17 protein-coding genes are annotated in these 17,746 nt (G+C 59.0%); 10 read left to right on the top strand and 7 right to left on the bottom strand.

Going from position 1 to position 17,746, the window contains the following annotated elements; all coding sequences use genetic code 11:
* Positions 1 to 148: 148 nt before the first annotated feature.
* A complete protein-coding gene (locus tag N2601_RS13555; protein ID WP_104824303.1) occupies positions 149 to 940 on the bottom strand; it encodes a creatininase family protein in 792 nt (263 codons plus the stop codon).
* Positions 941 to 1,026: 86 nt separating this feature from the next.
* Between N2601_RS13555 and N2601_RS13550 the strand changes: the two genes are divergently transcribed.
* The 3 genes from N2601_RS13550 (at position 1,027) to N2601_RS13540 (ending at position 3,683) form a co-directional block, all read left to right on the top strand.
* Positions 1,027 to 1,539: a MarR family winged helix-turn-helix transcriptional regulator gene (locus N2601_RS13550; RefSeq protein WP_104824302.1), complete on the top strand. Its 513-nt coding sequence runs from the start codon at positions 1,027 to 1,029 to the stop codon at positions 1,537 to 1,539.
* 120 nt (positions 1,540 to 1,659) lie between these two features.
* On the top strand, positions 1,660 to 2,682 hold the full coding sequence (locus tag N2601_RS13545) for a LacI family DNA-binding transcriptional regulator (protein WP_104824301.1): 1,023 nt from the start codon (positions 1,660 to 1,662) through the stop codon (positions 2,680 to 2,682).
* 32 nt (positions 2,683 to 2,714) lie between these two features.
* Entirely contained in the window at positions 2,715 to 3,683 is a 969-nt protein-coding gene (locus tag N2601_RS13540; RefSeq protein ID WP_104824300.1) for a 2-hydroxyacid dehydrogenase, read from the top strand.
* Here N2601_RS13540 and N2601_RS13535 read toward each other — a convergent pair whose 3' ends face one another.
* The gene (locus tag N2601_RS13535; protein ID WP_104824299.1) at positions 3,684 to 4,472 is read right to left on the bottom strand and encodes a gamma-glutamyl-gamma-aminobutyrate hydrolase family protein; all 789 of its coding nucleotides are present in this window, start codon (positions 4,470 to 4,472) and stop codon (positions 3,684 to 3,686) included.
* A 286-nt stretch (positions 4,473 to 4,758) separates the two neighbouring features.
* Here N2601_RS13535 and N2601_RS13530 point away from each other — a divergent pair, with 286 nt between their 5' ends.
* The 7 genes from N2601_RS13530 to N2601_RS13500 all read left to right on the top strand — a co-directional run bounded on the left by N2601_RS13530 (position 4,759) and on the right by N2601_RS13500 (position 13,007).
* Positions 4,759 to 5,865 carry a TRAP transporter substrate-binding protein gene (locus N2601_RS13530; protein WP_104824298.1) on the top strand — a complete coding sequence of 369 codons (1,107 nt, stop codon included), beginning with the start codon at positions 4,759 to 4,761 and terminating at the stop codon, positions 5,863 to 5,865.
* Between the two features lie 230 nt (positions 5,866 to 6,095).
* Positions 6,096 to 8,399: a putative bifunctional diguanylate cyclase/phosphodiesterase gene (locus N2601_RS13525; RefSeq protein ID WP_104824297.1), complete on the top strand. Its 2,304-nt coding sequence runs from the start codon at positions 6,096 to 6,098 to the stop codon at positions 8,397 to 8,399.
* Between the two features lie 351 nt (positions 8,400 to 8,750).
* On the top strand, positions 8,751 to 9,506 hold the full coding sequence (locus N2601_RS13520) for an N-acyl amino acid synthase FeeM domain-containing protein (RefSeq protein ID WP_104824296.1): 756 nt from the start codon (positions 8,751 to 8,753) through the stop codon (positions 9,504 to 9,506).
* 182 nt (positions 9,507 to 9,688) lie between these two features.
* Positions 9,689 to 9,913, top strand: a complete 225-nt coding sequence (locus N2601_RS13515; protein WP_104824295.1) for an aa3-type cytochrome c oxidase subunit IV — start codon at positions 9,689 to 9,691, stop codon at positions 9,911 to 9,913.
* Positions 9,914 to 10,039: 126 nt separating this feature from the next.
* Entirely contained in the window at positions 10,040 to 11,203 is a 1,164-nt protein-coding gene (locus tag N2601_RS13510; RefSeq protein ID WP_260303143.1) for a Re/Si-specific NAD(P)(+) transhydrogenase subunit alpha, read from the top strand.
* Complete coding sequence (locus N2601_RS13505; protein ID WP_104824293.1) at positions 11,204 to 11,602, top strand: NAD(P) transhydrogenase subunit alpha; 399 nt, start codon at positions 11,204 to 11,206, stop codon at positions 11,600 to 11,602.
* Positions 11,603 to 11,612: 10 nt separating this feature from the next.
* Positions 11,613 to 13,007: an NAD(P)(+) transhydrogenase (Re/Si-specific) subunit beta gene (locus tag N2601_RS13500; RefSeq protein ID WP_104825211.1), complete on the top strand. Its 1,395-nt coding sequence runs from the start codon at positions 11,613 to 11,615 to the stop codon at positions 13,005 to 13,007.
* Positions 13,008 to 13,101: 94 nt separating this feature from the next.
* Here the strand turns inward: N2601_RS13500 and N2601_RS13495 are convergent, their stop codons facing one another.
* The 5 genes from N2601_RS13495 to N2601_RS13475 all read right to left on the bottom strand — a co-directional run bounded on the left by N2601_RS13495 (position 13,102) and on the right by N2601_RS13475 (position 17,679).
* Positions 13,102 to 13,584: a DUF992 domain-containing protein gene (locus N2601_RS13495; protein ID WP_104824292.1), complete on the bottom strand. Its 483-nt coding sequence runs from the start codon at positions 13,582 to 13,584 to the stop codon at positions 13,102 to 13,104.
* An 81-nt stretch (positions 13,585 to 13,665) separates the two neighbouring features.
* Entirely contained in the window at positions 13,666 to 15,330 is a 1,665-nt protein-coding gene (locus tag N2601_RS13490) for a sensor histidine kinase (RefSeq protein ID WP_260303142.1), read from the bottom strand.
* 7 nt (positions 15,331 to 15,337) lie between these two features.
* Positions 15,338 to 15,568: a hypothetical protein gene (locus N2601_RS13485; RefSeq protein ID WP_158704493.1), complete on the bottom strand. Its 231-nt coding sequence runs from the start codon at positions 15,566 to 15,568 to the stop codon at positions 15,338 to 15,340.
* A gap of 3 nt (positions 15,569 to 15,571) precedes the next feature.
* Positions 15,572 to 16,651 carry an NAD(P)/FAD-dependent oxidoreductase gene (locus tag N2601_RS13480; RefSeq protein ID WP_104824291.1) on the bottom strand — a complete coding sequence of 360 codons (1,080 nt, stop codon included), beginning with the start codon at positions 16,649 to 16,651 and terminating at the stop codon, positions 15,572 to 15,574.
* A 152-nt stretch (positions 16,652 to 16,803) separates the two neighbouring features.
* Positions 16,804 to 17,679, bottom strand: coding sequence for a tetratricopeptide repeat protein (locus tag N2601_RS13475; RefSeq protein WP_104824290.1), 876 nt, complete (start codon positions 17,677 to 17,679; stop codon positions 16,804 to 16,806).
* Positions 17,680 to 17,746: the final 67 nt, after the last annotated feature.

The raw sequence follows: 17,746 nt of genomic DNA, 5'->3' as shown, positions 1-17,746 counted from the left end.
TGATCGGCTTCCATATAAGGAGTTGGCGGCGTCAGTTCAAAGGCTTTTGTATGTTATAAGATCACATCAGGTTTGGAGTGGCGGGTTCGATGTCGGTCTGAGAGAAATCGTTTCCGACGAAGAGGAGAGGGCAGCCACAAGTGATCGGCTATCTCAACGCCTCCACATCAAACTCATCGACATCCCGCAAAAGCTCCACCAATCCCTGCACCGCATGGCCGATCAGCCGCTCACCCTTCTCCGCAGTCGCAGCACTGGCGTTGCCGGCTACGCCCTCTTTGCTCAGATCAGACATCCTCCAGCCGAAGGCGTGCTGGCCATAGGCTCGCAGGTGCTTGAAGCGCCTGATGAAATCGGATTGCTGCGAAGGGAAATCGGCAGCCTTGGTCATGTCGACCCTCTCCGGGTTGAGTGCCAGCATTGCCGATGTTTCGATATCGCCACCGTGGATATCGATGGCCTTGTTCTCCGGCGCGATCAGCCCTTCAGGTACGCCAAAGCGTGTCCAACTGGTCGCGACGGCCAGCATGTCGAAGCGAACGCGTGCTTCCGTCGCGACGATGGTCATCAAGGGCGAGTTGCCGCCGTGAGCGTTCAGCATGACGAATTTGCGGATGCCGAGATGGTGCATGTTTTCGGCGATATCAAGCCATCGATTGACAGCGTCGTCGAAGGCGAGTGTTTTGGTACCGGCGATATCCATATGCTCGATGGAATAGCCGACCGGCTCGACGGGCAGGAAAGTGACGGGCAAATCAGATGGTAGGGCAGTCTTCAGGCGGGCGACGATGCCCTCCGCAATCAAGGTGTCGGTCTCGAAAGGCAGATGGGGCCCGTGTTGTTCATGGGCGCCAAGCGGCAGGACGACGATCCAATTTGCCCGTTCTGTTGGCGTCAGCGTCCTATCATTGTCATCGAAACGCGGCATAGGCTGTGCCATCTGCGGATGTGCCTCTTGTTTATGTCAATAACCTGCGCAATGTCATACCGTGATGCTGCAGCGGCGGAAAGATCAACGGAATCACGATGGGTAAGAAGAACAAGGACGGAAAAAAAGGTAAGTCGGGTAAGAAGAAGGATCACGGCGACTACACGCTTGCCGATTTGTCGCCGGCATTGACGCAGGCGGCGCGGTCGATGCGCACGGTTCTGACCCGCAACCTGACTGCAAGTGGCCTTTACGCGGGCCAGGATGGCGTCATCCTCGCGCTGGCGGAGAGCGATGGCCTGCCGGCGGGGACGCTGGCGCAGAAGCTCGGCGTCAAGGCGCCGACCATGACCCGCACGATCGGGCGCATGGAGGCGCAGGGCTTCGTCGAGCGGCGGCCCGATGCCGCGGACGCCCGGTTGACAAAGGTCTATCTCACCGAGATCGGGCGCAACAGCGTCACCGAGATTACAAGTTCGGCCGCGGCTTGCGACGAACTCGCCACTCGCGGTTTTTCGGAGAAGGATGTCCGTTCGCTCGTGCGTCTGTTGAAGGCGATCGACGGCAATCTTCAGGCCGGCGACCATGACGAAGATGATGGGGAATTCTGAGCTCCCTTGAGGATTCAAGTTGCACGGCGCGATTTAAGCTTTTAATTAAAGTTTTTAAATTCCGGATTCGTGAGGCGCCGGGATCATATATTTGGCTGCGTTTCACGAGGAGGGGAGCGCATGGCGCAAAAGATAAAGCTTTCGACCATTGCGGAAACGCTGGGTATTTCAACGGCGACCGTATCCCTTGCCTTACGCGACAGTCCGCTGGTGGCGGTGAATACGCGCGAGAAGATCAAGGACCAGGCGCGCACGCTCGGCTATATCTACAACCGCCGTGCGGCGAGCCTCAGGACATCGCGTTCCGGAATTATCGGCGTCGTCGTGCATGACATCATGAATCCGTTCTACGGCGAGATTCTGAAGGCGATCGAAAGCGAGCTCGACCGCAGCCGTCATACATTCATTCTCTCCAACCACTATGATTCGGTCGAGAAGCAGCGGACCTTCCTCGAAACCCTGCTGCAGCTCGGCGGCGACGGCATCATCATGTCGCCGGCAATCGGCACGCCGCCGGAGGATTTCGATCTGGCGGAGGAAAACGGCATGCCGGCCATCCTCGTCGCCCGTTCGATGGAGGGGCTGGACCTGCCGACCTTTCGCGGTGACGACAGCTATGGCATTTCGCTCGCGACGAACCATCTGATCAGCCTCGGTCACCGCACCATCGCGATGATCGGCGGCACGGACCAGACCTCAACCGGCCGTGATCGTTACCAGGGCTATGTGAACGCTCTGCGCAAGGCGGGCATCGAGGTCGATCCCAATCTGCGCATTCCCGGCGCTCGTTCCAAGCAGGGCGGTTTCGAGGCGGCGGTACATCTCCTGTCACTGCCGCAGAAGCCGACGGCCGCCGTCTGCTGGAACGATCTGGTGGCGATCGGTTTGATGAACGGCATTTCCCGCGCCGGCCTTGTGCCGGGCAAGGATATTTCTGTGACCGGCTATGACGATCTGGAAGAGGCGGCGATCGCGACTCCGGCGCTGACGACGGTGTGGAACGGTCAGGCCGAGGTCGGAAGGCTTGCGGCGCGCGCGCTTTTGGATAGGCTTGCCGGCAGCCATGAGCCGGATGGAATTCATCTCATCAAGCCGGAAATGCGCATCCGTCAGTCGACATCTCCCTATCAGGCGCGCCAATAGCGTCGAACCCGCATCTTCAAGAGGAAAGATCATTGTCCGATAATCGCATTGCCGTCCTCGTTCCGGGGAAGATACACCCGCGTGTTCTCGAAACGCTCAAAGGCCGCTTCGATATCATTGCGCTGGACTCCGGCGAGAGCCCGAAGGTCGATGCTGAGACGGCGGCGCGTGTGCGTGGCGTGGCGGTGTCCGGCGGTTTCAATGCCGTCTGGATGGATGCCTTCCCCAATATCGAAGTCATCGCCAATCTCGGTGTTGGCTATGACGGCGTCGATGTCGGGCATGCGGCCTCGAAAGGCATCGTGGTTACGAACACGCCCGATGTGCTGAACGATGAGGTGGCCGATACGGCCATCGCGCTGTTGCTGAATACGATACGACAATTTCCAAATGCGGAAACCTGGCTGCGCGAGGGACGCTGGGTGAAGGAAGGAGCCTTTCCGCTCTCGCCTTTCTCCCTGAAGGGACGTCGCGTCGGCATCTACGGCCTCGGCCGCATCGGCCTGGAGATTGCCAGACGGCTGGAGCCGTTCAAGGTGAAGATCGGCTATCACACGCGCTCGCCGCGCGACTCGTTGCCTTACGATTACTATCCGACCCTGAAGGAGATGGCACAATCGGTGGACACGTTGATTTCCATCGTTCCGAAGACGCCGGAGACGCATAAGGTGATCAATGCTGAGGTACTATCGGCACTTGGGCCGCAGGGCGTGTTCATCAATGTTGGACGCGGCTGGTCGGTGGATGACGACGCGCTGATCGCCGCCCTTCGGAACGGCACGCTTGGTGCTGCCGGCCTCGATGTTTTCTACGACGAGCCGAACGTTCCCTCAGCTTACCTCTCTCTGCCGAATGTCTCGCTGCTGCCGCATGTAGCATCTGCCTCGGTGCCGACGCGCAACGCCATGGCCGATCTCGTGGCGGACAATATCATCGCGTGGTTCGGCAACGGCAACCCGTTGACGCCGGTGCCGGAAACACCAGTAAAATCAAAAGCTTGATCAAACGGCCTGCTGGTGGCGAGGGGTTGCCAAAGGCTGCTCCTTGCTCGCCGCATAATCGCGCACCGCATCGCCGAAGGCGGCAAACAGCTTGCGCGAAGGCGAATCCGTTTCCGCCCAATATTCCGGGTGCCACTGCACGCCGACGGCGAAAGCCTTGGCGTCGATGACCGAGACGGCTTCGATCGTGCCGTCTTCGGCGATCGCTTCCACTTGCAGCCGCGGCGCCGTTTCGGCGATTGCCTGGCGGTGCAGCGAGTTGACCCGCACTTCGCCTGGGCCGATGACGCGGGCGATGCAGGAGCCTTCCTTGACGAACACGCTCTGGCGGATCGAATACATCGTGTCGCGATCGACATTCGGCGGTTTGCGGTGATCCCATATGCCCGGCTGTTCCTGGATTTCGCTGGCGAGCGTGCCGCCCAATGCGACGTTCAGCTCCTGAATGCCGCGACAGATGGCGAGCATTGGGATGGCACGATCGATGGCGCGGCGAATGAGCGGCAGCGACGTCGCGTCGCGGGCCGGATCGAAGGGGCCGTCGCTTTCGAGCGCTTCCTTGCCGTAGAGCGAGGGATGTACGTTGCTGGCGGAACCGGAGACGAGCAGGCCGTCGACGCGATCGAGAATGGCGTCGATATCGTTGCCGTCTTCCAGCGCGGGGACGATCAGTGCCGTCAGGCCGGCGGCATTGACGGCTGCCCGGATATATTGCTGCTGCACCGCATGCCAGGTCACACCATCGAATTCGCGGAGATCGGCAGGAATGGCGATGATCGGTCTGGGCATGCAAGGCTCCGGAGAATTGCGAGACAATCGGGGATCGGTTGGGACCCCGGAACGAATATGGTGTCGATGCCGAGGCCCGTCAAATCTAAGCGAAGAGCGGGACTTCGGCAACGCGGAATGGTTGCGGGCGAGCTTTGTCTCTATTCGTCATAACGATGTACAGGAATCGCCATAATGCAGTGCAAAAGCAACCTTGAAAGACAATGCATGGCGTGGTTAGCTCCAGCGCTTGCGCCATGAGCGGGAGAGCATGTTTCCCGCAATGCCATATATACGGGAGGTTTCGATGGATCGCCGTTCGTTCATCAGGCGGGCCGGAGCGGTTGGCGCGGGCGTGGCCGCCTCGGCGCTCGCCAGTCCCGCTCTGGCTCAGGACTATCCGAAGATCAACTGGAAGATGACTTCCTCCTTTCCCAAGAGCCTGGATACGATCTATGGCGGTGCAGAAGACATCGCGACGCATGTTTCGGACGCGACGGGCGGTAATTTCGTCATCCAGACCTTTGAAGCCGGTGAGATCGTGCCAGGCGCGCAGGCGGTCGACGCGGTGAGCGCCGGCACCGTCGATGCGGCTCACACCTGTTCCTATTATTTCTGGAACAAGGACCCGACTTATGCCATCGGCACAGCTCTGCCTTTCGGCCTCAATGCCCGGCTTACCAATGCCTGGTTCTACCAGGGCAATGGCAACAAGCTGATGAACGAGTTTTATGCCACGCAGGGCATGTTCGGTCTGCCGGCGGGCAATACCGGCGCGCAGATGGGCGGCTGGTTCCGCAAGGAAATCAATACGCTGGACGATCTCAAGGGCTTGAAGATGCGCATTGCCGGCCTCGCCGGAAAGATCATCGAAAAGATCGGCATCGTGCCGCAACAGGATATTCCCATCAATGACGTCTACGCTGCGCTCGACAAAGGTACGATCGACGCCGTGGAGTGGGTCGGCCCTTATGACGATCTGAAACTCGGTTTCGAGAAGATCGCCAAATATTATTACTATCCCGGATGGTGGGAGGGCGGTGCCGTCGTGCACGCCTTCTTCAATTTGGAAAAATGGAACGCGCTGCCGAAGACCTATCAGACGATCCTCGCGGACGCCTGCGCTTTCGCCAACACCAATATGCTGGCGAAATATGATCTGAAAAATCCGCAGGCGCTGAAGGAGATCGTGCACCAGGGCGTAACGCTGCGCCCGTTCAGCCAGGAAATTCTCGAGGCCTGTTTCCAAGCGGCTACCGTAATTTATGCCGATCTCTCGAAATCCAACAATTATTTCAAGCGGATCTACGACGATCAAGTTGCTTACAAGAAGGACTCCTATCTCTGGATGCAACTTTCCGAATACACCTTCGATACTTTCATGATGATCCAGCAGCGGGCAGGTAAACTCTGAGCGATCGCCCCTCTATTTTCATTAGTTTATGTTTTAGTAATTGATGATTTAATAAGTATAGCCTGAGTAGAATCAGTTTTAACTGATTGCACGAATACGATGCAAAATATCACTCAAAATTAGTGTAAGTGACCGAGATGATTAGAAAATCCGTCCAGATACCCCCTATTTGGGCAATCAAATTTTAAAAAGTTTCAACTAGAGTGCCTGCCGCATCAGGGGAACTCTGAATGAAGCCTCAAAGCCCGGACACCGTGCCGACAGATGTTTATCTGTCGTTCGTAAGTTCGCTTTTCGGAAACCGTAAAACGTTGTTTACGGGTGTGTTTGTTCACATCCTGACATATGTCATCGTGTTTCTGAGCACGGACGCCGGCATCTATCTCGGTCTCTGTCTCGCTTTCGCCGCCGTTTTCGCTTTCCGCATGTATTCCTTCTGGCAGTTCGACGCTGCCGATAAACATGCCTTTTCGCGCGCCGATATTGCTCATTGGGAAACGCGCTACGTGCTTGGCGCCGCAGGGACAGCGGCTATCCTCGGCATCGGCAGCGGCTATGCGATCCTGATCGTCCAGGATCCGTTGGCGGAGTTCATCTGCATCGCCGTGACCATGGCCTCGATGGTGTCGATCGTCGGCCGCAACTATGGTTCGCAGAAAGCGATCGACCTCCAGACCATGGCCTGCTGCCTGCCGATTATCGTCGCCTGCCTGATGTCGGAACAGCTTTACAAGTCCATCGTCTCCATCATGCTCGTGCCCTTCGGGTTGACGACGCGCTCGATGGCCAATGGCGTGCGCGAATTTCTCTACAAGAACGTCATCGCGTCACGCGAAATATCGTTGATTGCCGACCGGTTCGATACGGCGCTCAACAATATGACGCACGGCCTGTTCATGCTGGATGCCGACAATCGGATCCTGGTGGTGAACCGCAAAGCCTGCGAGCTGTTGAACCTGGCGCATCAGGAGCAGCTCAGGGATTGCGAGTTCGATGTCGTGCTGCGCTACGGTGCCCGCCATGCCTTCATCGACGGTTCGCTGCCCGGCCTGATCCAGCGGCAGATGGCGCAGCTCGTCAGCGGCTCGCTATCGCGCACCCTCATTCAGTTCAATGAGGATCTGTTTCTGGAATTTTCGGCAAGCCGTCGTGCCGATGGCATTGTCATTCTGATTTTCGAGGATGTGACGCCACGCATTCGCGCCGAGCGCAAGATCCTGCATATGGTGCGCTTCGATCCGCTGACGGGTCTGCCGAACCGCGAATATTTCGTCCAGATGGTCAAGGAAAAGCTCGCCGCTCGCGCCCAGGAAGGCCAAATTGGCCTTCTGGTTCTCGATGTGGACGACTTCAAGCACGTCAACGATACTAAGGGGCATTTCATCGGCGATCGGCTGCTGGTCGCCATAGCAGCGCGACTGAAGGAGAGGGCGGGAGACATGGCGCTTTGTGCGCGCCTCGTCGGGGATCAATTCGTCTTGTTTTTTCCGAACGAGGATGGCGAGCCGGATTTGGATAGCCGCGTGCATGCGCTGCACGCCGCCATGTCGGGCATCTACGAGGTGGACCGCAATAGTTTCCGCGTTTCCTTCAGCGGCGGCTATGTGACCATGTCGAGCCGCGAGTTCCGTCCGGAGGAATGGCAGATCAAGGCTGATCTGGCGCTGTTCGAAACCAAGTCGCGGATGAAGGGCGGATGCTCCGCCTTCGAGCAGGAAATGGATGCCCGTTACGTCGAGCGGCAGAAACTGAAAGAGGATCTGCGCGAGGCAATCGAAGGCGGTAAGCTGCATGCCGTCTATCAGCCGATGTTTACGCCGGATGGCAGCCGCATCGATTGCTGCGAGGCGCTGTCGCGCTGGGTGCATCCGGAAAAGGGCTCGATCCCGCCCAACGTCTTCGTGCAGATCGCCGAGGAAATGGGCATCGTGACCGGCATCACCCGCTTCGTGCTCAATCAGGCCTGCCGGGACTGTGCCAACTGGCCGGAGCCGATCTCGGTCTCGGTCAATCTCTCGGCGCAGGATCTGCGCAGCAACGATATCGTCACCATGGTCATGGAAGCGCTCGATGCATCGGGGCTGGACCCATCGCGGCTGCATCTGGAAGTAACCGAAAGCTGCCTGATGGACGAAATCGCGATCACGCGATCCGTTCTCACCGATCTGCGCGCCAGAGGCATCACCATCGCCATCGATGATTTCGGCACCGGCTTCTCCAGCCTCAGCTATCTCGACACGCTGCCTGTGGATATCGTCAAAATCGACCGCTCCTTCGTGCGCGACATCACCACGGACAGCCGCCGTTTCAAGCTCCTGTGCGGTATCGCCGATCTTTCCCGGGCTCTCAGCCTGGAAATCGTCATCGAGGGCGTGGAGACGCCGGAACAACTATCGCTCATTGAACAATATGATTTGGCCGACATCGTCCAGGGCTATGTCTTTTCGGTTCCCGTGCCGCGGGATAGCGTCATTGAGATGGTGGACAATCTCGGTCGCCACCAGCCGGCCATCCGGCAGGATAATGTGGCTTAGACCTCGCCGGGGAGGTCGGTTACAAAGCGTCCTTTACGACTGCCTCGGACACCAAGCCGGACTCAAGCCGCTCAGTGCAAGCCCCTTCATTTTCGATGGCAGACAGGCATTTCCGCCGCCGATACTTCCTAGCCTGCCGTTACGTTAGGTTCTTCCCAGCAAAGCCGGTAGCGCGGTCAGTTTATCCCCAATAATCTGTAGATGAGAATTTGTTAATATTCGAATCTATACCGGTATTTTTAATCAAAAATTAACCTTAACGAAAAGATAATTAATAAAAATTAAAACGATTATTGATCAATTTTTCTATTAATACCAATAATGGTCCGTTAACGTTTTGGAATAACGACCATGTCTTATATAAGTACTTTGAAAAATAGCTTCGCCGGCAAGCTAATGGAGGTGCTTGATCATATCGAATATCGCCGGATCGAGAGCAGCGAGGACATGGAGGATGTCGCTCGGTTGCGTTACAAGGCCTATAAAGCGCGTGCGGTTTTGCCGGTTGCGGCCCAGACCATGATCGACGATATCGATTTCGACGAGCAGGCCTATATTTTCGGCGTCTATTATTACGAAGAGCTGGTGAGTACGGTGCGGGTGCACCATGTCACGCCGGACCATCGTGTCTGCCAGTCAACAGGCATTTTTCCCGATGAAATCCATGCCTTTCTCGATGCCGGCATGACGCTGATCGATCCGGCGCGCTTCGCCATCGATCCCGATTTCGAACTTGAAATGCCGGCGCTGCCTTATTTGACGCTGAGACCGGCAATTGTCGGCGCTGTCTATTTCGATACCGACCGAGTCATGCAGCATATCCGCCCGGCGCATGCCGCCTTCTACAAACGTGTCTTTTATGCAGATACGATCGTGCCGCCGCGCATGACGGAGACCTATGGTTTCGAACTGACGCTGCTGGCTTCGCGGTCGAAGGAGATTCGCGGCAAGTTGATGCAGCGATACCCCTTTTTCGATTCGGAACCCTATGAGCGGCGGATGATGTTCTCGCGCGGCGCTGACGGCGGCACGCATCCGCTGACCATTCTGCCGACGGCGCGAATGGCTGCTGGCGGCCGCGCTGCTGGTCGGCAGCAGTTCAGCTAAGCCTTCTCAAGCCGCTGCGGCGTTCTCGTGCATTGCATTTTTCGTCGCTTTGTGTAACCCCTCGATTGAGGAAATTTGGCCGCGGTGTCTCTTCGGGATCTACCGCGGCTTTCGAGGCTGAACTCCAGCCGACACGCGATTTGCAAAGCCGGTCGGGGAGTGCATAGAGGGGAGATTTTTGCATGGCCGAACATCAAGCCGGACCGGTCGAAACCGGTGCTCCTATGGACTACAAAGAGCACGACAAGACCTATCACGGGTTCCTTTTCGTCGCCAGGGCCGGATCGGCGATCATCGCCGCGTTGATGATAGCGATGGCGGCTGGCTTCTTCGGTCATGCCGGCTTCCTTGGCGGTCTGCTTATTTTCTTCGTTCTTTCAATCGTTGGCACCATGCTCGTGCGCTGATATTTCAAGCGCGCTAATCGATGCAGGGCCGTCCGGCCCGCGCCTTCCATGGAATCTCAGCCCTGGGTCTGCAGGCTATGCGCTGCTGTATCCAGTGGCGCTGTCGTTTGACGTGAGGTGGTGTCGTTGGGCAATCTGGTTTTTGTCGCCAAGGAGACCGTGGCGGATGAGACGCGTGTCGCAGCGTCCATCGAAACGGTGAAGAAAATGAAAAGCCTTGGCTTTGACATTGTGGTCGAAGCCGGCGCCGGTGCTCTGTCGCGCATCCCGGATGATGAATATGAAGCCATCGGCGCGCGTATCGGCTCCGCTCGGGATGCTGCGCGCGCCGATGTCATTCTCAAAGTGCGCCGGCCGACGAGCGAAGAGATTGCCGGTTACAAGAGCGGCGCGATCGTTATCGCCATCATGGATCCCTATGGCAATGAAGCAGCGCTCGCTGACATGGCGCGGGCCGGGCTCACAAGCTTCTCCATGGAGCTGATGCCGCGCATCACCCGTGCGCAGTCGATGGACGTGCTGTCATCGCAAGTCAATCTTGCCGGCTATCAGGCCGTGATCGAGGCAGCCGCGGTCTATGACCGGGCCTTGCCAATGATGATGACGGCGGCCGGCACCGTGCCGGCGGCGAAGGTCTTCGTCATGGGTGCCGGCGTCGCAGGCCTGCAGGCGATCGCGACAGCGAGGCGATTGGGCGCGCAGGTGTCGGCAACGGATGTTCGTCCTGCGGCCAAGGAACAGGTCGCCTCGCTCGGCGCGAGATTCGTGGCCGTCGAGGACGAAGAGTTCAAGGCGGCGGAAACCGCCGGCGGCTATGCCAAGGAGATGTCCAAGGACTATCAGGTCAAGCAGGCGGCGTTGGTTGCCGAACATATCTCCAAGCAGGATATCGTCATCACCACGGCGTTGATCCCCGGCCGTCCGGCGCCGCGGCTTGTCAGCCGCGAAATGCTGAAGGCCATGCGCCCCGGTGCGGTCGCCGTCGACCTCGCCGTCGAACGCGGCGGCAATATCGAGGGTGTCGAATTCGGGACCGTGGCGGATGTCGAGGGCGTCAAGGTGATCGGATATCCCAATCTGGCCGGCCGCATCCCGGCAAGTGCCTCCGCGCTCTATGCCAAGAACCTCGTCACCTTCCTGGAAACGATGGTCGACAAGAATAGCAAGAACCTCGGGCTCAACCGGGCCGATGAGCTGATCAAGGCGACGATGCTGACCGATGGCGGCGAGGTCGTGCATCCGAATTTCGTCGACCCGGATCAGCCGACGGTCAACAAGGGAGATCTGTAGATGGCCAGCCAAGCGATGGATCAGGCGCTCCAGAAATTGAACGACGCCGTTGCCGCTGTGACGACCGCTGCCGCGCAGGCTCCGGAATCCGTCAGCGCCATCTCCGGCGGCGCGATTGATCCCTTCGTGTTCCAACTGGCGATCTTCGTATTGGCGATCTTCGTCGGTTATTACGTGGTGTGGTCGGTGACTCCCGCCCTGCATACGCCGCTGATGGCCGTAACGAACGCGATTTCCTCGGTCATCGTCGTCGGTGCGCTTCTGGCGGTCGGCATTTCCGCCAGCGGGCTTGCCACCGGTTTCGGCTTCGTGGCGCTGGTGCTCGTCTCGGTCAATATCGTCGGCGGCTTCCTTGTCACCCAGCGCATGCTGGCGATGTACAAGAAGAAAGACAAGTGAGGGCGGCATGCTGAGCAATATCGCGGCCTTCCTCTATCTCGTCTCCGGCGTGCTGTTCATCCTGGCGCTGCGCGGCCTGTCGCATCCGGCCACCAGCCGCCGCGGTAATCTCTACGGCATGGTCGGCATGGGCATCGCCATCGCCACGACGCTGGTTCTCGCCACACCCTCCTTCGGCGGCTTCGTGCTGATCGTTCTCGGCCTTGCCATCGGCGGCGGGGCAGGGGCCTATATCGCCCGCGTCATTCCGATGACGTCGATGCCGCAACTCGTTGCCGGTTTCCATTCGCTGGTCGGTCTGGCCGCTGTGCTCGTCGCCGCCGCGGCACTCTATACGCCGTCGTCCTTTGGCATAGGCGAAATCGGGCATATCCATACGGAAGCGCGCATCGAAATGGCGATCGGCGTCGCTATCGGTGCGCTGACCTTCACCGGCTCGATCATCGCCTTCCTGAAGCTCGACGGCCGCATGTCCGGCAAGCCGATCCTGTTGCCCAACCGGCATATCATCAACGCCGTGCTGCTGGCGCTTATCCTGTTTTTCATCTTCGGCCTGGCGGTCAGCGAAAGCCACTTCAATTTCTGGGCGATCGTCGCCCTGGCTCTGGCGCTCGGCGTGTTGCTGATCGTGCCGATCGGCGGCGCCGACATGCCCGTCGTCGTATCGATGCTGAACTCCTATTCCGGCTGGGCGGCGGCCGGCATCGGTTTCACGCTCGGCAATCTGGCGCTGATCATCACCGGTGCTCTGGTCGGCTCCTCGGGTGCCATCCTCAGCTATATCATGTGCAAGGGCATGAACCGTTCCTTCATCTCCGTCATCCTCGGAGGATTCGGCGGCGAAACGGCGTCCAGCGGCGCCGACAATAGTGACAAGACGGTGAAGCTCGGCTCGGCTGAGGATGCCGCCTACCTGATGGCCAACGCCTCGAAGGTCATCATCGTGCCGGGCTATGGCATGGCGGTTGCGCAGGCCCAACATGCGCTGCGCGAAATGGCCGACAAGCTGAAGGCGAACGGCGTCGACGTGAAATACGCCATTCATCCCGTCGCCGGCCGCATGCCGGGACACATGAATGTGCTGCTTGCCGAGGCCAATGTTCCTTATGACGAGGTCTTTGAGCTGGAAGATATCAATTCGGAATTTGCCCAGGCCGATGTCGCCTATGTCATCGGCGCCAACGACGTCACCAATCCGGCTGCACGTGACGACAAGACGTCGCCGATCTACGGCATGCCGATCCTTGACGTCGACAAGGCTAAGACCTGCCTCTTCGTCAAACGTTCTCTTGGTTCCGGCTATGCTGGTATCGACAACACGCTGTTCTACAAGGACGGCACGATGATGCTGCTCGGGGACGCCAAAAAGGTCACCGAGGAGATCGTCAAGGCGATGAACGAGTGAGCTTCCATCTTCCCGGTGGGAAGATTTCAGGATCTGAGAGACTTGAAGGTCCGGCATAGGGGCGATTTGCGAGAATCGCCCCAACTTGTCTTTCTCAAATCGAAGCGGGTGCCAGCGTCATTTTCTCGACGCCAATGGCGACGTTGACGCCTTCCTGGGCCTGGACGTTGAGAGGTTGCAGCATGAAAGCCCGGTTGGTGCCGCCAGCGATGACCTTGGCGCCGCCTCCGGCTGCAACGCTGGCATCGGCGCCGACGCCGTAATATTCGCCGGCCAGCGCGATATCGCTGAATGGTGTGCCGGTTTTAGCAAGCACAACCCAGACCATGACGCTGCGGCCGGTAATGCCGAGATCGACGCCATATTTCTGGATCATGCCGGCGTAACGTGCAGGCGCCCCGCCGCCGCTCGGCTCAAAAATGCACATCAGGTTCTTCTGCGACATGATGATCATGCCCGTCGACCCCTTCGACGTGCAGGTGAGCCTGCCGAGAGTAGCGTAGTCGGCGGACGTTGCGGGCGCAGCCCATACAGCAAAGGACAGTGCTGCGGATGCCAGGAGAATGTGTTTCAGCATGGTCTTTCTCCTCTGGATTGACCAATGATGAAATTGGAACGGCTCCTGCGGTGGAATGTTCCGGGCGGAGTCGGGGGCCAGCTAGTTTCGTTCGCGCTCACGCTCCATGGTGCTGCGCACAGCATTCAGCACCCAAACGAGGCCTGTCGGACGGAAGTCGATCTCGACTGTGCCGCTGAAGGCGGCGGCGGCATGCGCCTTGGTGACGGTTGTGCCAAAGCCCGTAATGGTCGGCGCTTTGACGATCGGGCCGCCGCTTTCCGTCCAGATGAGCCTGATCATCTGCCCGATCTCGCCGTCGGCGCTCGTCCATTCGATGGTGATCTTCCCTTCGGGAGCGGACAGAGCGCCGTATTTCACCGAATTCGTCGCCAGCTCGTGCAGAATCAAGCCGAGATTCTGCACCGCCTCCGGCTTGAGCAGGAAATCCCTGCCCTTGATATCGAGTTGTTGCGGTCCTTGCAGGAAGGTGGCCAGATGAATGTCGATCACCCGCCGCAGCGACACGCCGGACCATTGTTCGCTGGTCAGGACTTCGATCGAGCGCGCCAGGCCTTCCAGCCGGTCGGCGACCGCGCGCTGAAAGGTGTCGACGCTGTCGGTCTGCCGGGCGAGCTGACGGGTCATTGCCTGGGCAAGCGCGAGCAGGTTCTTGGTGCGATGAACGAGCTCATGCATGACGAAATGCAGCCTGTCCTCCGTTTCGCTGCGATCGAAGGATGCGTTGGAAAGCGCCATGGCCATCTGATTGGCCTCGATCACACTGGTCTCGATCGGCGAAACAATCTCGCCCCGGCCCATGCGGTCCGCCATGTTGGCGATGCTCTGGATGGTAGTGCGCACCTGTCGGGCCAGCGCATAAACCGCAATCACCGCGATCAGCAACAGGGTGACGCCACCATAGATCAGGAAGCGCCAGGTGCTCATCAGCGAAGCCTGCGCGGATGCGATAGGCCCCCAGACCACGGCTTTCCACGACCAGCCCGGAATTTGCGCATAGCCGAGCAGCGAGTGTGGCAGGACCTTCTCATCCTGATAGACGCCGCTCGAGGCAATCAGTTTCGGCAGGATATCCTTGTTGAACGCGTCGCCAGGGGAATGATTGGCAGGGCCGCTGGCGGCAACGATATGGCCGGAGCTGTCGATGACCGCAGCCGACCAGCCGGGCGCAAGGGCATCGGTCGTCACGAGCTTGGCGAGTTCATCGGCATCCTGCGTCATGGCAAGGGCCGCACCGGCCGGCGAATGATCGAGCGGCAGGGTGACATTATAGACCCAGCGGTGGATGACTGATCCGATAAAGACGTCCGAAGCCTCGATGCGGCCCGAATTGAGTGCCGATTGCAAGGCGGCCAGATTGCCAGTCTTGCCGAGCGGCTTGCTCAGCGGCCAGCGCGTGTTCAGCCGCATCTGACCGTCCTTGTCCAAAAGCAGGACGAAAAGCGAATCGGTGCGCAGCACCGTCTCTGTCCGGTCGAAGAAGGTGGCGATGTCGTTGCGCTCCAGTTCCGGCGAGGAGGAAAGCAGTCGCAGGGTCGTCGCCATGTCCTGCAGTTGCCGGTCGATGGTGCGCGCCAATGCCTGGGCGTCTTGAACCGTATCGCGCTTCAGCACATCGCGTTCGTTGCTTTCGAGCTGAACCAGCAGCAATGCCACGAAAGCCAGAATCGGCAAAGCGATCGCCAATGCTATGGCGATCAGATAGGCCCCAATCGAAGCCTTTGGGAAACGCGGCGGCTTTCTCATGACGCGATCAACCGATCGGACCACCATTAAAATAAAAAGCGTCTACCAAAGCGGGAATATCGGTCTTGATCACCATGTCGAGCGCCCCCATGCTTTTACCCGAGCAGCATGCTCTCGAAAGGGCCATGTTAGGGCCCGGTAAATTGCGTTGCAACATATGAAAAGTCATCGCAGTTAAATCGTAAGTGATACCAGACACTTTGGACGCGAGTGGCATAGGCTTAAAGTTGAGATCCATGAGTCAGTCACTTGTCGGCGCGAATCGCGACAGGCGAAATGGCGCGAGCTGAGGATCGGGATCGCCACTGAGGATCTCTGCTGCCGCAACCGATCCGACGAGCGGCGCCAGCGTCACACCGGAATGCAACACGGCAAGATAGAGGCCCGGAGCTGCATCGACACCGCCGATGATCGGGAAACCGTCTTTCGGGGTCGGACGATAGCCAACCGTATAAAAATCGAGTTCGAGCTCGTCGCCGCCACGCAGCATGGTTTTGACCTTGGCGAAGAGTTCGTCAGCCGCCTGCTGCGGTTTCTCGCCCGGATCGGTACCGCCGAAATCGGTGCCGGCAATGATCCTGCCTTCCATCGTCTGGCGCATGTGCAGCTCCGGCGCCATGACGAGGCCGTTCAGCAGCCGGGGAGCAGGGCGGGAATGAACGATGAGGCCCGGCGGCGTTTCGATCGGCACATCGATGCCGACGGACGCAGCAAGTGCTGCGGTGCCGGCACCGGCGGCGAGAACCACATGATCGGCAAGCAGCACTCCATCCGCCGTTTCAACGCCCGTGATCCTGCCGTTCTCCCGCAGGAGCCGTCTGGCTTCCATGCCATAGGACAGCGTTGCGCCATGACGGGCGGCATCTTCCAACAGCAAATTGGCGGCGGCAACCGGCTCGACAGCGCCTTCTTCGGCGACATGCAGCGCAAAAGTGGGCGGATCGGCGAGGTGAGGTTCGAGGGCGGCGCTTGTTTCGCGATCGACCTGCCGCAGGCCGTAGCCCCAGCCGCCCTGCCGCGCGGCATAGGCCTCCAATTCGGCTTCCGGCAGATCCCAGCAGAGCCCGCCGCACCAGGAAAGCGGCAGGTCGGGAAGGTCAGCCGCCAGCCGCGACCATTCCGCCATCGAGCGGCGACGGAAATGGAAGTAGAATTCGGGATTGCCCCAGCTCGCGTTGATCCAGGCGAAAGAGCTGGGCGTCGCCTCGCCTCCGGGCTTTGCCGCGATCACGGTCACGCGTGCACCCTTGCGCGCCAAATGCCAGGCGATGGAGGCGCCGATAATGCCGGCGCCGATGACGATGATTTCTTGAGAAGGCATGCCGCGTCTCTTATCCGAATGTGGGGTCGGGGGGAGACTATGCGTTCAACAGCGCAAAGAAAAGCCGCCGGGCGGATGATCGCACGGCGGCCCACTGTTGTTCTCAGGCACTTGTGGCAAGAAAAGCGCCATGCGCTTTTCTTGCAACTATTTTAGGCGCCTGCCCCGACGCGTGCCAGGCCGTCCTTGGCCGGCTGGTAGGACGGGTCGAGGTTGACGGCGTGCTGGTAGGAACGGCGGGCTTTGGCCTTATCGCCACGGCGCTCATAAACGAAAGCCTGGTTGGCCCAGGATTCGGCGACCTTATTGTTGAGGTCGATCGCGTGGTTGAAATCGGCAAACGCGTTGTCGTCGTCGTTCTGCGCGAGATAGGAGATGCCGCGGCTGTTATAGGGCTCGGGCGAATTCGGCGACAGCGAGATCGCCTTGGAGAAGTCGTCGATCGCCTTATCCTGCTGATTACGCTTCTGGTAGATCACACCACGGCCGTTATAGGCGCGGCCATCCGTCGTGCCGAGGCTGATCGCCTTGGAATAATCGTTGAAAGCGTCGTTGTCGCGGCCGGACTGACGATAGAGGTTGCCGCGGCCGATATAGGCGACGTCATAATTGGAGTTGATCTGCAGCGCGGCGTTATAGTCGGCGACCGCTTCCGGCAGCTTGCCCATGTTGCGATAGATGAGCGCGCGATTGGCGTAGGCCTGATAGAACTTCGGATTGAGCTGGATCGCCTGGTTGAAGTCTGCAAGGGCGCGGCTGAATTCGCCGCCGCGGCCATAGGCCGTGCCGCGGACGTTATAGCCTTCCGGATCCTGCGGATTGGCATTGATGACCGAGGTCAGCGAGGCAATGTTTTCCGAAGAACCCTGCGCCTTGTCGATGCGGATCACCGTATCGGTGGAGGCGGTCTGGCAGCCGGAAAGGCCGATTGCAGTGAGAAGAGCCAAAGCGGGTACGGCAGCAGCGCGCTTCGAAACAAAAAAAGACAGTTTCGAAGTGCGGAACTGTTTGGACGTCGTGATTGCCATTATCGGGTTCGCTTTCCCCATGCGTTATATCAGGCTGTTTTGATAAATTCCGTTTGCCCGGAGAATA

It is taken from the genome of Rhizobium sp. CB3060 (assembly GCF_025200735.1).
In the GTDB taxonomy this organism is placed as follows: Bacteria; Pseudomonadota; Alphaproteobacteria; order Rhizobiales; family Rhizobiaceae; genus Rhizobium.
This window is presented reverse-complemented; position numbering and strand designations above follow the sequence as displayed.

Coding starts and splice junctions, on each gene's coding strand:
- N2601_RS13555 (WP_104824303.1), bottom strand. CDS start 940: ATGGCACAGCCTATGCCGCGTTTCGATGACAATGATAGGACGCTGACG.
- N2601_RS13550 (WP_104824302.1), top strand. CDS start 1,027: ATGGGTAAGAAGAACAAGGACGGAAAAAAAGGTAAGTCGGGTAAGAAG.
- N2601_RS13545 (WP_104824301.1), top strand. CDS start 1,660: ATGGCGCAAAAGATAAAGCTTTCGACCATTGCGGAAACGCTGGGTATT.
- N2601_RS13535 (WP_104824299.1), bottom strand. CDS start 4,472: ATGCCCAGACCGATCATCGCCATTCCTGCCGATCTCCGCGAATTCGAT.
- N2601_RS13530 (WP_104824298.1), top strand. CDS start 4,759: ATGGATCGCCGTTCGTTCATCAGGCGGGCCGGAGCGGTTGGCGCGGGC.
- N2601_RS13525 (WP_104824297.1), top strand. CDS start 6,096: ATGAAGCCTCAAAGCCCGGACACCGTGCCGACAGATGTTTATCTGTCG.
- N2601_RS13520 (WP_104824296.1), top strand. CDS start 8,751: ATGTCTTATATAAGTACTTTGAAAAATAGCTTCGCCGGCAAGCTAATG.
- N2601_RS13515 (WP_104824295.1), top strand. CDS start 9,689: ATGGCCGAACATCAAGCCGGACCGGTCGAAACCGGTGCTCCTATGGAC.
- N2601_RS13505 (WP_104824293.1), top strand. CDS start 11,204: ATGGCCAGCCAAGCGATGGATCAGGCGCTCCAGAAATTGAACGACGCC.
- N2601_RS13495 (WP_104824292.1), bottom strand. CDS start 13,584: ATGCTGAAACACATTCTCCTGGCATCCGCAGCACTGTCCTTTGCTGTA.
- N2601_RS13490 (WP_260303142.1), bottom strand. CDS start 15,330: ATGAGAAAGCCGCCGCGTTTCCCAAAGGCTTCGATTGGGGCCTATCTG.
- N2601_RS13485 (WP_158704493.1), bottom strand. CDS start 15,568: ATGGATCTCAACTTTAAGCCTATGCCACTCGCGTCCAAAGTGTCTGGT.
- N2601_RS13480 (WP_104824291.1), bottom strand. CDS start 16,651: ATGCCTTCTCAAGAAATCATCGTCATCGGCGCCGGCATTATCGGCGCC.
- N2601_RS13475 (WP_104824290.1), bottom strand. CDS start 17,679: ATGGCAATCACGACGTCCAAACAGTTCCGCACTTCGAAACTGTCTTTT.